Genomic DNA, 15392 nt, shown 5'->3' with positions numbered 1-15392 from the left:
CGTTCCTCCGTACGCCCCCAAACGGCGCGGACCATAGACTGGGGCGCCGTTCCGCAGCGTGTGAGAGGTAGTACGCCACCCATGAGGCTCGTCTTCGCCGGCACCCCCGAGGTCGCCGTACCCGCCCTGGATGCCCTGATCGCCTCGGACCGGCACGAGGTCGTCGCCGTCGTCACCCGGCCCGACGCCCCGGCCGGCCGCGGCCGGCGGCTCGTCGCCAGCCCCGTGGCCGAGCGCGCGGAGGAGGCGGGCATCGAGGTGCTCAAGCCCGCCCGGCCGCGCGACGAGGCGTTCCTCGCGCGGCTGCGCGAGATCGCGCCGGACTGCTGCCCGGTGGTCGCCTACGGGGCGCTGCTGCCCAAGGTGGCGCTGGACATCCCCGCCAAGGGGTGGGTCAACCTGCACTTCTCGCTGCTGCCGGCGTGGCGCGGCGCCGCGCCCGTCCAGCACGCCGTGCTCGCCGGGGACGAGGTGACCGGCGCCTCCACCTTCCAGATCGAGGAGGGCTTGGACTCCGGACCGGTCTTCGGCGTGCTGACCGAGGAGGTCCGGCCCACCGACACCAGCGGCGACCTGCTGACCCGCCTGGCCCTGGCGGGCGCCGGGCTGCTGGCCGCCACGATGGACGGCATCGAGGACGGCACCCTCCAGCCCGTGCCGCAGCCCGCGGAGGGCATCACCCTCGCCCCGAAGATCGAGGTCGAGGACGCCAAGGTGGACTGGTCCACCCCGGCGCTGCGGGTGGACCGCGTGGTGCGCGGCTGCGCCCCCGCGCCCGGCGCCTGGACGCTCTTCCGGGGCGAGCGGCTGAAGCTGATGTCGGTCGGGCTCGTCCCGGACCGCACGGACCTGGCGCCCGGGGAACTGGCCGTCACCAAGAAGGCCGTGTACGTCGGCACCGGCAGCCACGCGGTGGAACTGCTGTGGGTCCAGGCCCAGGGCAAGAAGCCGATGCGCGGCGCCGACTGGGCCCGCGGCGTGCGGATCGGCGAGGGGGAGCGGCTGGGCGCATAGGGCCCGGCGAAGGTTTCCTTGGTAGGGGCCGGTTCCCTCACCGGCGGGCGTCGCCCCTGGCCTGCGGCGTCGTGCCGCCGCCCACCCCGTGGCGCCCGCACACCGCCGACGTAGGGTGGTGGAGGAATTCCGTCCCGCGTATCCGGAGCACATTTCTCGTGAGTCAGCCCCGTCGTCCCGCCAAGCCCTACCGCAGGCCCCAGAAGGATCCCGTCCGGATCCTCGCGTTCGAGGCGCTGCGCGCGGTCGACGAGCGGGACGCGTACGCGAACCTCGTGCTGCCGCCGCTGCTGCGCAAGGCCCGGGAGAACGGGGACTTCGACGCGCGGGACGCGGCGCTGGCGACCGAACTGGTCTACGGCACGCTGCGCCGCCAGGGCACGTACGACGCGATCATCGCGCAGTGCGTGGACCGGCCGCTGCGCGAGGTGGACCCGCCGGTGCTGGACGTGCTCACGCTCGGTGCGCACCAGCTGCTCGGCACCCGCATCCCCACCCACGCCGCCGTCAGCGCCAGCGTGGAGCTGGCGCGGGTGGTGCTCGGCGACGGGCGGGCGAAGTTCGTCAACGCGGTGCTGCGCAAGGTCGCCGCGCACGATTTCGACGACTGGCTGGAGCGGGTCGCGCCCGAGTACGACGAGGACCCCGAGGAGCACCTCGGGATCGTGCACGCCCACCCCCGCTGGATCGTCTCCGCCCTGTGGGACGCGCTCGGCGGCCCCCGCGCGGGCATCGAGGACCTGCTGGAGGCCGACAACGACCGGCCGGAGGTCACGCTCGTGGCCCGGCCCGGCCGCTCCACCACCGAGGAACTGCTGACGGCCGCCGGAGAGGACCGGGCCGTGCCCGGACGCTGGTCGCCGTACGCGGTGCGGCTCGCCGAGGGCGGCGAGCCCGGCGCGCTGGACGCGGTGCGCGAGGGGCGCGCCGGGGTGCAGGACGAGGGCAGCCAGCTCGTCGCGCTCGCCCTGGCCAACGCGCCCGTCGAGGGCGAGGACAGCCGCTGGCTCGACGGCTGCGCGGGCCCCGGCGGCAAGGCCGCGCTGCTGGCCGCGCTGGCGGCCCAGCGAGGGGCGTCGCTGCTGGCCGCCGAGAAGCAGCCGCACCGCGCCCGCCTGGTCTCCCGCGCGTTGGCGGGCAACCCAGGCCCGTACCAGGTCATCGCGGCCGACGGTACCCGCCCGGCCTGGCGGCCCGGCTCCTTCGACCGGGTGCTGATGGACGTTCCGTGTACCGGCCTGGGCGCGCTGCGCCGCCGCCCCGAGGCGCGCTGGCGCCGCCGGCCGGACGACCTGGACGGTTTCGCGCCGCTCCAGCGCGAGCTGCTGCGGCAGGCGCTGGCGGCGGTCCGGGTGGGCGGCGTGGTCGGTTACGCGACCTGCTCGCCGCACCTGGCGGAGACCCGGGCCGTGGTGGAGGACGTGCTCAAGGGCCGCGGCGGCAGCGTCGCGGAGGTCGAGTGGATCGACGCCCGGCCGCTGCTCCCCGGCGTCCCCGGCCTCGGCGACGGCCCGGACGTCCAGCTGTGGCCGCACCTGCACGGCACGGACGCGATGTACCTGGCCTTGCTGCGCCGGACGGCGTGAGGGCGGGACAGCTTGCAGGTTCTTCAAAATGAGTGACCGATTCTCATTCCGGTTGGTCAGTGACTGACCAACCGGCCGGCGCAGTGAGTCGGAGGGGAGTGGGGCCGACTCCTCCAAGCCGCCGGTGGCAAACGCACATACGCGGCGGGGACCTCCGAGTTCGGGATCACCGGGGGATCTCTCGCGCATGGGGGCCGCAAGCGCAAAGCTCAGCGCACGTCCAAGCACAGGGGACTTAGTACCCTTTTCTGCTGGTTTGTGCCGCAATATTTGGCGCAGCACATAATTGCTGTCTCTCACGTCACGAATTTATGAGCCGGGGGAGAGGCAAAGAGGCGTAGGTGGCATGCAGCGGTATGAGATGGGCTCTGCGGGATGAGACGGGCAATCCCGGCCTCGTGCGAGCCTCGTCAGGCGCATGAACTCCTCAGCGTGTTCGGACTATTTCTCGCCACAGGCGCTTTTGGGAGAAATGGGCTTCCTTGACGAAAAAGGACAAGGTCGACCCCGGATGGGGACCGGACTGGGGCGAGAGGCGCGGGAGTGCGGCGCGCGAATGCGCTCTGTTTGACGGCCCAAACGGGCGGCTTGATAATCTCGTCAACATATGTAGCACGCTGTGACGAGCGCGAAAGACGCGTTCGGTGCGCGCGAAGGGCCCTCTGGGCTCAATGGGGGTTCTCATGACCAACAGGCCGGGACCGGGCAAGCGGGAGATCGACGACTCCGAGCTGCTGGACGTCGCGCAGGGCCCAGAGCAGGCTCGCAGCCTCCACAAGGCGCTGCGCACTCTGGCCAACAACCCCAATGTGAGCGGACCGCTCCAGGAGATGGCTCAGGGCATCCTGTCGGGACGTATGGGAATGACCGACGTCATCAAGAACGAGCGCTACATGGGGGCGCTGGGCGACCGTATGGCCGAGATCCGCCGCGCCGCCGAGTCGCAGACCATGGAGGACCGCGAGGCCGAGCGCGAGAAGCGCGAGCGGTGGGAGCGCGAGCGGGACGAGGAAGAGCAGAAGGAGCGTGCCGAGCACGACGGTCCTTCGACCAACCTGGTCACGGGGCCGAAGAAGCGGGGGCGGGGTGGGCACCGGGGGTGAGCCGGGGCCGGATACGGACCAAGGCTCCCGTGCCCACCGAGGTGCGGACCTGCTCGTCGGCGCACCGCCTACCGGTGAACGTCGGGTTCAAAGAAATGGCCCCGTCCTTTCTTTGGACCCGACGGGTCTGACGGCACCCAGTCGGCGCTGCGCATGTGCGAGTTAGTCATCGGCCACCTCTAAGCACGGCGATCGCTTTTTCTCGGACGGTGTATCGACCGGACGCTCCTGGGACAGCACTGTGACACGAGGCGCTGAGGGGCCGTCAGTACCTCTAGGTACGCTGGCACAGCCATGAAACGGATGTGAAACGGCAGCTCGATGGTGCCGGATGGTGAACGGGGGGCGCAGACATGGGTGATGGGTTCAAGAGCAATCCGAAGATGCTGAAGGTCGAGGGGAAGAACTTCTCCGAGATCGGCAGAGATTTTTATCAGGCGACCGCCAAGCTGAAGAACGGCCTGGCCGCGCAGGGTGACGGTGGTGGCGGCGGAGGCGAGGCGCCGAAGGAGACGACGTTCTCGAGTGTCGTCCAGGATGCCTGGAAGGGCCTGACCACCTTCAGTGACAAGGAAGGCACCCCACCGTGGGGTGACGACGAGCTCGGCGAGAAGTTCGGTGTGGTCTACGAAGGCCTGCGCGACGGCATGACGGACTCGATGGAGCATCTTGCCACCAAGCTCAACGAAATCGGGAAGGCGTTGGAGCGGATGGCGAAGAACCATGAGGAGAACGAGGGCTTCAACGATGCTCTGATCAAGGAGCAGAAGCCGGAGAACCGGTTCGGCGGCGAGAGGCGGGCTTCGAAGTCCACGAGCAAGTGACACGGCCCGCACCACGGGGTGTGGCGACCGTACAACGGGGCTGCGGGACCGCCGCGGCAGCACGGCCGCGGCAGCCAGGGCCGAGTGTTCGCGCCGTATCGGTTTCGGCTCCGGCTCGACGTTTCGTCAGTCACCTGCCCCGCGTTCGGCTCGACGACAACCGCATGACCGCGCCTGGCCCACAGGCGCCCTTTCACTGACAGGAGAGAGTTCGTGTCGCATCCGGACGCTCCGGAACCGGTACAGCCCATCCCCGCCACTGCCGAAGAGGCATTGGCTGCCGCTCGCGCCCGATTCGAAGTACTGGATCCGGAAGGAAACCCGGCGCCTTTGTACGTGGCGGAGTTCGACATCGGCTTCCTGGTCCACGCCGTCATGCCCCCGCCGCCGCCCGGCACTCAGGCGCCGTTGGGTGGCAGTCACATGGTGATCTCCAAAATCGACGGATCCGTCACCTATGTTCCCAACTTTCCACCGGACTCCGCGATCGAGCTGTACCGCAGCCTGCGCCGGTCCAATGGCTAGGGCTGCCGTCAGGCGGCCGGACGGGCTTTGGACCGGATGTCTGCTACAGCGCTGTGACCCAGCAGGGTCGAGGGGCCGGAAGGGTCGTTGAGCAGGCGCTGGCATGGGCATGGCTCTGTGCCGATGCCAGTCGATCGAGCACTCACGAGGCGCTTAATGGCGCCTCCGGCAGCAGAGAAGCGGGGTCCTTCCGCCGGCGCTGAGGCGGAAGGAGCCGGTCGGCCCGCGGGGCCGGGACGACACGAACTACATGGGCGATAACGGGGGGCTTCGTCATGGCTTTGATGCTGCCGAACGGACTTGAGTGGGTTCTCGAGATGTGCGGCTTCGATTGGCCCACAGGCAACGAAGACAAGATGATGGAGTGCGCCAACACCTGGCGCCGGTTCGCCGCTGATGTGCAGAGCCTCCAGGCTCGTGGCATGAGCGCTGCCGGTAACGTCCTCGCCGAGAACACCGGCGACTCCATCGAGGGCTTCGACAAGACCTGGGAGAAGTTCGGCGGCGGCTCTGGCTACTTCGACGACGCCCGCGAGGGCGCCGAGCTGATCGCCATTTGCCTGGACGCTGCGGCGATCCTCATCATCGGGCTGAAGCTGGCGGTGATCGCCCAGTTGGTCATCCTGGCGATCGAGATCGTCGCGGCCCAGGCCGCCGCTCCCTTCACTCTGGGGCTGTCCGAACTCGGCGCGATGGGCGCGGTCGCCGCCACGCGGTTGATCCTGCGCAAACTTGTCAAGGAGGCAGCCCAACAGATCTTGCAGGCGGTGTTGGAGACCGCCAAGGAACCCTTTGTCTCCGCTCTGGAAGCCATGGCCTCCGACCTGGTCGCCCAGACCGTCGAGCAGAACTTCGGCAAGCAGTCGGGCTACGACCTGGAACGCACCACCAAGAAGGGCTACGAAGAAGGCAAGGAGGCCCTGAAGAACTCCGGTTCCACCTTCGGTGAGTCCCTGCGCGACGGCGCCGGCTCACGCGCGGGGCGCGGCGCCCGCGACGGACTGACCAACAGCGGAAACGACGGCGGCGACGGCTCATCCGGCTCCGGAAACGACAGTTCGTCGAGATCCAACGATTCGCCGACGAACGATTTCTCGTCGACGAACAACAATGCCTCGCCCAACGACAGCAGCTCCTCCGACAGCTCCTCCGGTTCCTCCAATTCTTCGAACTCGCCCAGCTCATCCAACTCGTCATCGGATGAGAGCGGTTCGTTGAGCCGCTCCCCGAGTTCCAGTGGCTCGCCGAGTTCGGTCAGCGGCGATTCCGGGCGCAGGGCACCGGATATCGGCGGTCCGTCGTCCTCGTCTGCGGCGAGCGGTTCGGACAGCTCGTCGTCGATCCGGTCCTCGTCGTCGAGTCCGTCCTCGTTGCCCGATGGACCGTCGACCTCGACGAGTTCGCCCTCCTTCGGGCCGTCGGCCTCGACGAGTTCTTCCCCCTCTTCCTTGAGTACGCCGTCCAACAGCAGCACGGACAGCACCGGCAACCCGGGCTCGTCGAGCCCCTCGTCGTCGCCCTCGCCAAGCCGTGGATCCGACTCGCCCAGCCCCTTCGACGTGGGCACCCAGGCCTATATCGAGAGCATCGGCCGTCCTTCGGGCGACGACTCGGCCACCCTTGACTCGTCTCCGGACGCGTCCACGCTCTCCACCACGACGAGGCCTGACGTCGAGGGTGGACCGGCCCCCGGCACCATCCCTGACTCCGGCCGTCCGGACAGCACGTCGGACGCTTCGCCGAGCACGGCACCGGGCACCGGGCCGTCCCTGCCCTCCTACTCCTCGCCTGTCGAGGGCCCGGGCACCACGCCGGATGTCGATGGCTCCCCGGCGCCGGACACTGTTCCGGACACCGCTCGCCCAAGCCGCCCGGACGGCGTCGACGTCCACACCCCGCAGCAGGGCGCGTCGATCCCGGACCCGCGCAACACCGAGCCCGCGCCCATGCCGTCCCCGCCACCGGAGACAAAACACCCGGAGGACGCACCGTCCCCGGCTCCCGGCAACTCCCGCCCCGAACCGGGCGTGCACCAGGTCGACCGCGAATCGGGCACCACCATGTCCGCACCGCCTCAGGGCACCATGCCGGTCGACTCCCACGACGGTGACAACAACGACAACCGGAGCCAGGGCAGCCGCGCCTCCATGCCGGGCGTCTCCATGCCCGGCAACCCACCCACCGCAAACCCCCGCCCTGGCCAGGTCCACGCACCGACACCGTCAACACCAACCCCGCAAAACCCGGCCGACGAAAATTTCGACCTCATGGGCAACGCCGCCACGGCCGCGCCCCCGGCCCCTGGTATGCAGCCCGGTGAGGCGCGCATCCCGCAGCAGGCGGCCCCGTCGTCCGCGACGCCCTCAACATCGGCCCCGGGAGCCATGCCGCCACCGACGGCCGGTCCCATCCCGACGCAGGCGCCGGTGGCCGGCAACCCCACGAGGACACCGCGGGCGACCAGGCCCAGCGCCACGACGTCGCGTGCGGAACAGCCGAGCACCAGGCCCATGACGCCGTCGCGGAACACCCAACAGAACCGTGCCGCTTCGCCGCCGCGGACCGAGGCGCCGCGCAGTGCTACACCGCGCCTTGATACACCGAGCCGCTCGACCACACAGCCGCGCACCGACACCCCGCGTGCCGAGACGCCTGCGCGCCCGACCACGCCGCCCCGCGGCGAGCAGCCGACGAACCGTGCGCCGGACCAGCAGTCACCGGTCGATTCCCCCACTTCCATGCCGAACGCCCAGGGGACGCCGGCACCGAACAACCAGCAGCCGGGCAATCAGCAGCCGGACGCGACCAACCAGACGTCCCATCAGAACCAGCCCACCGCTGACGACGGCGTGCTCAAGCAATCCACAGCGCCTATGCCTCCGCCCCATGCAGTCAGCCTTTCGGATATCCGTGACAACCTGAACATTCCGTTCGAAGGCCTGACCACACCCGACCCCGTCCATCAGCAGGACCTCCAGAACGCACACCCGAGGAACCCCGACGGCACCCCGCAGGTGTACGCGGACCCGCGGCAGGGAAACTGGGTTGGTCTGCAGAACGACGGCGGCGTGGGGGTGCCCGGCCGGTCCAACAACTGCGCCGACTGCACCCGCTCGTTCCTTGAGACGTGGTTCGGCCGCCCGACGGTGTCCGCCCCGCGCACCTTGGACCTCAATGCGGACGGCAGCCTCAACACCTTCTCCGCGGAGCACGACTCGGTCGACAACCAGGCGCGTTGGGCCGGCGCACCCAGCACGTATGCGGGCAAGGACCATCCCAACCCGTACGCACGTATCGCCTACGACCTGTCGCAGGCCGGACATGGCTCGGCAGCCGTGATCGGCGTCAACTGGCCCGGCGGTGGCGGCCATGCCTTCGCCGCGGTCAACCACAACGGCCAGATACTGTTCGTCGACGCGCAAACAGGCGTCGTCAGTGAGACTCCGATCCACCTGGGTGCCCAAGAGGTCTTCTACACCCCGCTGGACGCCAATCGGAATCCGATCACTCCGTACTTCCTGACCCCGTCGACGCCTCAACCGTCCACTCAGAACACTCCGGACACCACCAACAGCTCGGGTCCGGACTCGTCGACGGATCAGTCACGTCCCGACGCTCGGCCGGACGGAACTCTCGACGACCCCCCGCTGTCCACTGAGGAGGCGCCCTCCGGCAATGACGACGCGACCGCCGAACAGAACGCGATCGACGGCAGCACCGACACAGCGCCGCCGTCGACGACCCCGGAATCCTCCACATCGCCGGAGACGACGCCGGTTCCCGAAACGACTGCAAGCCCGGAGACGACGTCACCGCAGGACGGGGACGCCTCTCCGAACACGAACACCATCCAGGAGTCCAACCCGGCTCAGGTATCCGAGGCCGCCCCGGACACGGACTCCACCACGGACCGGGACGCGGTAACGACCGAGGGCTCGGACGCGACGGACCCGGACAGCCCGCAGCCAGACGATGCGCGGGACACGCAGGGCAGCCAGGATTCCCCAGCCCCTCAGGACACCCAGACCACCCAGACCCCACAAGACACCGACCAGCAAGCGGCGACCAGGGAACCTGTCTTCCCGTCCACTACCACGCGTCCCTCCGGTCCGCCGGATGGCTATGAGGACCCCACCGACGCCGACAACCGCGCGCAGCAGGAGAGCTTCCCGCGCAACGAGGACGGATCGTTTCAGCAGGCCCCTGACCCGCGCGAGGGCACCTGGGTCGACGATCTGCGCGGCCAGAGCCCGGACGAATCCGGCCGAAACGTGAACTGCACCGACGCGTCACTGGCGTTCGTCGAGTCCTACGCGGGCAACCCTATGGTTGCCGCCCGCCGCAGCCCGAACGAGGACGGCACCCCCGCCGACACGCCCGAGCCCAACGGCCGCGACCGTATCGAGAACGCCCTGGGCGCCGAGTTCGAGGACTTCGGCGACGGTCGCGGCGCGTACGACAACCTGGAGTCCTCCCTCCGCAACGAGGGCCACGGCTCACAGGCCGTAATCATCACCCAGCACGCCGACGGCCGCGCTCACGCCTGGAACGTGGTCAACCACAACGGCCAGATCGTCTACGCCGACCCGCAGACGGGCCGGCACAGCACCACCCCGCTGCACATCGGCGACAACGGCGTCTTCGCGATCCCGTTGGACGCCAACCGTCGACCTATCGAGACCACCAATCAGCGCACCACGCAAAACCAGGGCCTGGCCACACCTGCGGATACCGATCACGCAGTGTCCCAGCGCCCGGCCGGTTCGCACCTTGAGTCCCAAGCCCTCAGCGCGGAAGCCACTCGCGAACGGCGCAACCAGAGCCTTCCCGACCCGGAAGCACGGACCGCTGAGCATGCGGGCCTTCCTCCGGACGGAGCACAGGGGGACCTTCGAGACGCCCACGCCGTCCATCGGATCGATCCGGCCCCGATACGGGCGCAGATGCGGCAGTGGGCCCAGCCACAAGGCGACCCGCCCCGGGTGCCCTTGGCCGGCGTACTGCGGGAATCCATCGGTCGCCGCCAGGCGCACGCGGAGTCGGCACGGCTGGTACGTGAAGCCAGGCAGGACTATGACCGGGCACGGAAGGAAGTAGCCGACGCCAAGGCAGAACGGACCAGGGCGGCGACCGCGGAGCGGAAAGCCAAGACTGACGAAGCGAAGCAGGCGGCTCAGGCCAAGCGGGCGGCGGCGGAGCAGCGGCTCGCCCATGCCCAGCAAGCTCTCCTGCAGGCGGATGCCACCCACAAGGCCGCGATGACGGCGCACCGGGATGTTCCGATGCCGTCGACAAACTTCACGGACAGTGATCTCCGGAAGCATCTTGATCCGGCGTGGTCGCAGATGAACGACGGCCAGCGGTACACCGCGATCGCCGCACTGGCCCGCATCAGCCAGTCCTTCCATGCCAACAACGCCGTCGGCGTGAACCCTGACCCGGCCGCGCGCAACGATGTGTACAACGACGGAAAGTTCCACGAATCAGCGGCTCCCTGGCGACGCGAACTCGCCTCGCACCCGGACGGGACGATCCTTCGGGATGTAGAGGACAGCAAGCGGATGCTGGAGGAGACGGAGAGCAGTGCGCCCGACTTCTCCGGCAAGAACTACGCGGTCGTGGAAGTTCTCGACCCCGACACCAAGGAAAGTCACTACATCGTCGATTCATCGGTTCCCCCTGCCCCGGACGGCGCCGACCCGGTTCACTCCGAATCCCACATTCTCAATTGGATCGACCAGCTCAACGAGAATCGCGAAGCCCATAAGCAAGCCAAAGTCGAGGTCAAGGGTCTCTACACCGAGCGTGAGCCTTGCGGCCTGCGCACCACCGCATCCGGTCATCCCACCGGCCATGCCAACTGCTCCAAAACAATCAAAGATTCCCAGGCGATGGACGGCGCTCCCGTCTACTACAGCACGACTTATCGAGCGGACCCGAACCTCAAGAATCTCAAGGCAGCCGAGCGGAACAGACTGCGTGCGGAAGGCAAGACCGAGTCTCAAATCAAGACTGAGCTCGGCAAGTACCACACGCCGAGTCAAAGGGTTCAGGTCGGGGAGATTCGGCAGCACCTGGAATTCGTCAAAGAACTGGCGCAGACGCTGGCGAATCCGGGCCAGAACACACCGCAGGCTCCAACACCCGACCAGAACACACCGCCCACTCAGGCGCCTCAGGCGGGCCCGCCCCATCCCGCGGCCCCCAACCGCAGGCCCCCGTCGACCCCGGCAGGTTCGGGCCACAGGCCGCCCGCCGACTCCCCAGGCGCAGACCGCCGTCCCCCGGCGGAGCCCTCTGGCACGCCGACCATCCCGGCCGATAGCGAGCGCACGCCTTCGGCGAATCCCGCAAACGCCAACTCCCACGCGGGGAACGGGACCGCGGGCAATGCGACTGCGCTCGACGGAACATCCGCGCCGACGGACTCGCAGCGCTCGAACGGCCACGTTTCACCGACGGAGATCGCAATCGCGGGCGCGGGAGAGGCCCTGCGCCCCGCCGCCACGGGGGCTGCCGAGCAGACCGGTGCCCGGGACCCATTCGCCGACGAGTCGCGCGAGGGCTCCCCCGCCTCGGACGACCAGCCGCAAAAGCGAGGCCGGTTCAAGCGGATCTTGCAGTCCCTGCCCTGGTCAGGCCAGGCCGAGCCCGCCGAGATCACCACTGAGGTGGATCAGCCGCGCTTCGGCGACCACACGAAGCTGGCGGAGTTCCAGCCCGACCGTTACGGCACTCCACTGGACCGTCCCGACGGGACGCGCGTGCCGCTGTTCGACGGGCCTCCGTCGCGCGAGCAGACGAAACAGGGCGCCATTGGCGACTGCGGCATCATCGCTACCCTGGGCGCCGTCGCGAGCAGGTACCCGGATCTCCTCCAGGACATGATCCGTGAGACGGAGGACGGCAACTATGAGGTCCGCTTCCACGAGGTCGCACGCAACAACTACGGCAACCAGGCTCCGACCGGCCGCATCCTGACCGTGCGCGTCACTCCGGACCTGCCCGTGTACAGCGACTTCCCCAGCACCACCGTCTACGCCAACGCCAATGAAACGGGCGTGGCCTGGCCGGCGATCATGGAGAAGGCCATCGCGGGCCTGGATCAGTTCTGGGACGACGAGAAGCGCGCGGACCTGTCGCAGTACGCGCGCAACAAGGACTTCGATGACAAACTACTGACGGGCTACTCCCGCATCGCCCAGGGATCCTCCTCGGGAAGCCGTGCCGAGTTGCTCGCCCAACTCACGGGACGTACGTCGGAGAACCACGAATTCCCGACGCAGTACGATATGCACGGACGCAGTCCGGAAAGGCAGCTCCTGGCCCATCTGCGAGAGCTCACGGAAAGCGGCAGACCAGTCGTTATCGGCACCCGCTCCAAGGGCACGGGCGTGGAGAACAAGATGGAGAAGAACCTCCTGAGTTCCCACGCCTACGAGATCGTCTCGGTCGACGAAAAGGGTCTCATTCAGTTGCGCAATCCGCACAACGAGAGACATCCTCAGCCGCTGACCATCAAGGAATTCATGAAATACTGCAACAACCAGTACGCATCTTTGGAGGATGAGAAGTGAGCGTCGACATGATTCCCCTCTGGCACGGGATTCAGCGCAATACCGAGAAGGCGAGCTTCGCAGTGATGGACATCTATAGGGAGTCTGACGCCTCGGTCAGGGTTCGGCTCGGGATCGTCGCAGCCGAGGAGCAGTATCACACCCTCCGCGTTGGCGAGACTTTCCCTGTGGGCGACGAGACGTGGCAGCTCGCAGACTTGACGGGATGGCCGAGCGAGGACGACTGGGTCGTGGTGCTGCGCCGCGTCGCGCCGGCCCCGGCTTGAGACCGCCACCGCCCACGACACCGCCTGCCCGGGGCATGCGACAGCAACGACTCGGGCCAATCGCACCCACCCACACGTAGGGTCGAGCAGTCATCGCCAACTGAGGAGGACCATGCCCGAGCCCACTACCGGCACCCCCGAAATTCCCAAGGAAGAGCTCCCCGGTCGCGTCGGCGCATGGTGGCGTGAGGGCGGGCTCGGCGGCCAGGTGGCCCTTCTTGTCTCCACGGACGGCCATGACGCCTCGGCGGTCATGCGGGAGGTACACGAGCAGGTGCCCGGCAGTGTTGTCGTCGATGCCACCGGTCTCACCGCCGAGCTGGTCATGCGGCAGGCCCTCACGGCGCTCGGAGTCGATCTGTCCGCGGACAAGCGGGACAACTGGCGTTTCGCGCTCGATTCGTGGCCCGAGGAGCGGTTGCTACTGGTCGTCAATGCCCATCGTGCCGGGCCGACACGGCGGTCGCACGAGCCCGAGCGACTGGTGACTCGGACCCTTCCGCGGCTGGCGAGTGGCAAGTTGGCCGTGATGGTCCACGTGATTCCCGACTTGCTGCCGACCCACGCTGATACCAGGGCGGTGTTTCGGCTGTCCGCGGCAGCCGTCGAGTCTCCGCCGGCGGTGACGGATTCTGTTGCGGTGCGGGCGTTGGCACTGGCCGAGCCCCGCTTCGTACCCGTTCCCGTCTGGGCCCAACTTGTCACCGCGCTGACCGGTGAACCGGTATCCGAGGACGAACTCGCCGAATTCGAGAGGGAAGGGCCCGATATTCTTCGGACCGGACCTCTCGGGGTTTCTTTTGCCGACGAGGGTTTGGCCGAGGCCTTGCGTCGAGAGATCGATCCTGCCGAACTCCGCCGGGTCAATGGGCATGTGGTCGCTTGGCTGATGCGCTCGGCTCCGGGGTTTTTCCACCCCGAGGGGTGGTCCAAGCGCAGCGCCATCGGCCTGTACGCGGCCACGGGGCTTGCTATGCACGCCGTACAAGCGGGAAGGTACGACGACGTTCTTCGGGACGGAGGCGTCGTCGCCAATCTGCCGCAAACGGCGCTCATGGACGCGGCACGAAGCATCACTTCCCTCATTCCCGGAAACACGGCTGCCGCCGACGCGATTCATCTGTGGGGCTGGGGAGTCACACCACGGCATCAGACGGAATGGGCTTCGTGGCTGCACTTGATGGCGCTTTCGCGTGGCGATCTCGAATTCGCCTCGGCGGTCATCTCCTCTGGTATGGCACTGCCCTGGCAGGTCAAATGGGCCGACTGGCGGCCGCCGGGTGGCTACCATGTGCGCTATCTGCGGGCCGGGAGGTTCGCCGCTCTGGCGGAGGCGCGCTGGCAGAGCCGACCTGCCATTGCCGCCTTGCAGCAGCGGACGGTGGACGGAGAAGAGCAGCCGTTTGTCTCGATCTGGGACGCGGAGACCGGAGACCGTGTAGCAGGACCTTGGGAGTATGACGAGATTCCGGCAGAGCATCGCGCGGATCTCAGCTGGCCCGCGCCACCCACGGGCGACTCCGCTTCACCCGCTCACGTTCGAGAACTGTTCAGCTCGTCGTCCCCCCGGCGAAGCGCGCTGGCTTTTGTCCTGCCGTGCGTCCCCCTGGCCGTGGGAGACGTCGTCGTTTTCGGGGGCAACTCGGGTCTGGTCGCCATCCGGCCTGCGGACGGTGTGGACCTCTCCGACTTCGGCGCCCGGCAGGAGCCCCTGAGCTGGGACTACTCGGATGCCGGCCCGAGCAGTCCGCGCGACGCGCCGGCCCCGAGTTATGAGGACGTCATCGCCCTGTTCGGCGAGGACGCGATCTATCCCATCGAGGTCGAGGATCTCCCGGATCGGCTCACCCACGCGGCGACCCGCGAACTTCTCCTGGAATTCGGGCTGCCCCGCATGGACGAGGGAGGCATGGGGCTTTACCCGTACGGCGACTGGGAGATCGGTATTCTCGACGAACTGTCCTCCTGGCCCGAGGAAATCGAGCCCGTCCCCGAAACCGGGCCCTTCTTCCAGATCGGTAAGTGGATGGGCGCCAAGCTCGTCATCGACGGGCCCACCGGACACGTCCTGCGCGTTCCCACGAAACCGGACCAGGAACACCTCGCCGGCCTTCCCGCCGCGCACAGCCTCGAAGATTTCCTCACCATGGTCGTGCTGTGGGTCACCGGGCTGCGTACGCGGAGTATTCTCCCCCCGGTCAATTCCGAGCGATGGCAGATGACCTATTGGGTCCTGGGAGAGCTGGCAGGAGTCGACGAGACGGGTGGTGAGCAGCCCGCCTGGTCGTACGTATTCCACAACACGTGATGGCGATCAGTCGGAGAGGCCGGCGAGAAGACGCCTCGGCCTCTTCTGGCAGTTGACCCCTGTCTGGAGCGCTTTCCCGGTCTGGGCGACCTGCGACTCGGACAGGTCGGGCCGGTCCCTTGAGCCCGGCCGGATTGTGCTCGGGCGGCGTGGACCGCCTCAAGCACGCGCACAGAGTGCGTACGTACG

The 15392-nt window shown here is 68.2% G+C and carries 8 protein-coding genes; all 8 read left to right on the top strand.

Annotated features, from left to right (window positions below):
- Positions 1-81: 81 nt before the first annotated feature.
- The 8 genes from fmt (at position 82) to ABZX96_RS07930 (ending at position 15203) form a co-directional block, all read left to right on the top strand.
- Positions 82-1014: a methionyl-tRNA formyltransferase gene (gene fmt / locus ABZX96_RS07965; protein WP_355539690.1), complete on the top strand. Its 933-nt coding sequence runs from the start codon at positions 82-84 to the stop codon at positions 1012-1014.
- 158 nt (positions 1015-1172) lie between these two features.
- Complete coding sequence (locus ABZX96_RS07960) at positions 1173-2600, top strand: transcription antitermination factor NusB (protein WP_355539687.1); 1428 nt, start codon at positions 1173-1175, stop codon at positions 2598-2600.
- 683 nt (positions 2601-3283) lie between these two features.
- Positions 3284-3703: a hypothetical protein gene (locus tag ABZX96_RS07955; RefSeq protein WP_355539684.1), complete on the top strand. Its 420-nt coding sequence runs from the start codon at positions 3284-3286 to the stop codon at positions 3701-3703.
- 353 nt (positions 3704-4056) lie between these two features.
- On the top strand, positions 4057-4527 hold the full coding sequence (locus ABZX96_RS07950; RefSeq protein WP_355539681.1) for a hypothetical protein: 471 nt from the start codon (positions 4057-4059) through the stop codon (positions 4525-4527).
- A 213-nt stretch (positions 4528-4740) separates the two neighbouring features.
- Positions 4741-5052: a hypothetical protein gene (locus ABZX96_RS07945; protein ID WP_355539678.1), complete on the top strand. Its 312-nt coding sequence runs from the start codon at positions 4741-4743 to the stop codon at positions 5050-5052.
- A 275-nt stretch (positions 5053-5327) separates the two neighbouring features.
- Positions 5328-12629, top strand: coding sequence for a toxin glutamine deamidase domain-containing protein (locus tag ABZX96_RS07940; protein ID WP_355539675.1), 7302 nt, complete (start codon positions 5328-5330; stop codon positions 12627-12629).
- Positions 12626-12895, top strand: coding sequence for a DUF6406 domain-containing protein (locus ABZX96_RS07935; protein WP_355539672.1), 270 nt, complete (start codon positions 12626-12628; stop codon positions 12893-12895). Before ABZX96_RS07940 ends, ABZX96_RS07935 begins: the two co-directional genes overlap by 4 nt.
- A gap of 112 nt (positions 12896-13007) precedes the next feature.
- Complete coding sequence (locus ABZX96_RS07930; RefSeq protein WP_355539669.1) at positions 13008-15203, top strand: SUKH-4 family immunity protein; 2196 nt, start codon at positions 13008-13010, stop codon at positions 15201-15203.
- The last annotated feature ends 189 nt before the right edge of the window (positions 15204-15392 follow it).

Origin of the sequence: Streptomyces sp. NPDC003077 (assembly GCF_040611095.1) — a bacterium.
GTDB lineage: Bacteria > Actinomycetota > Actinomycetes > Streptomycetales > Streptomycetaceae > Streptomyces.
The sequence above is the reverse complement of the archived record's forward strand: the minus strand, read 5'-3'. Positions and strand labels throughout refer to the sequence as shown.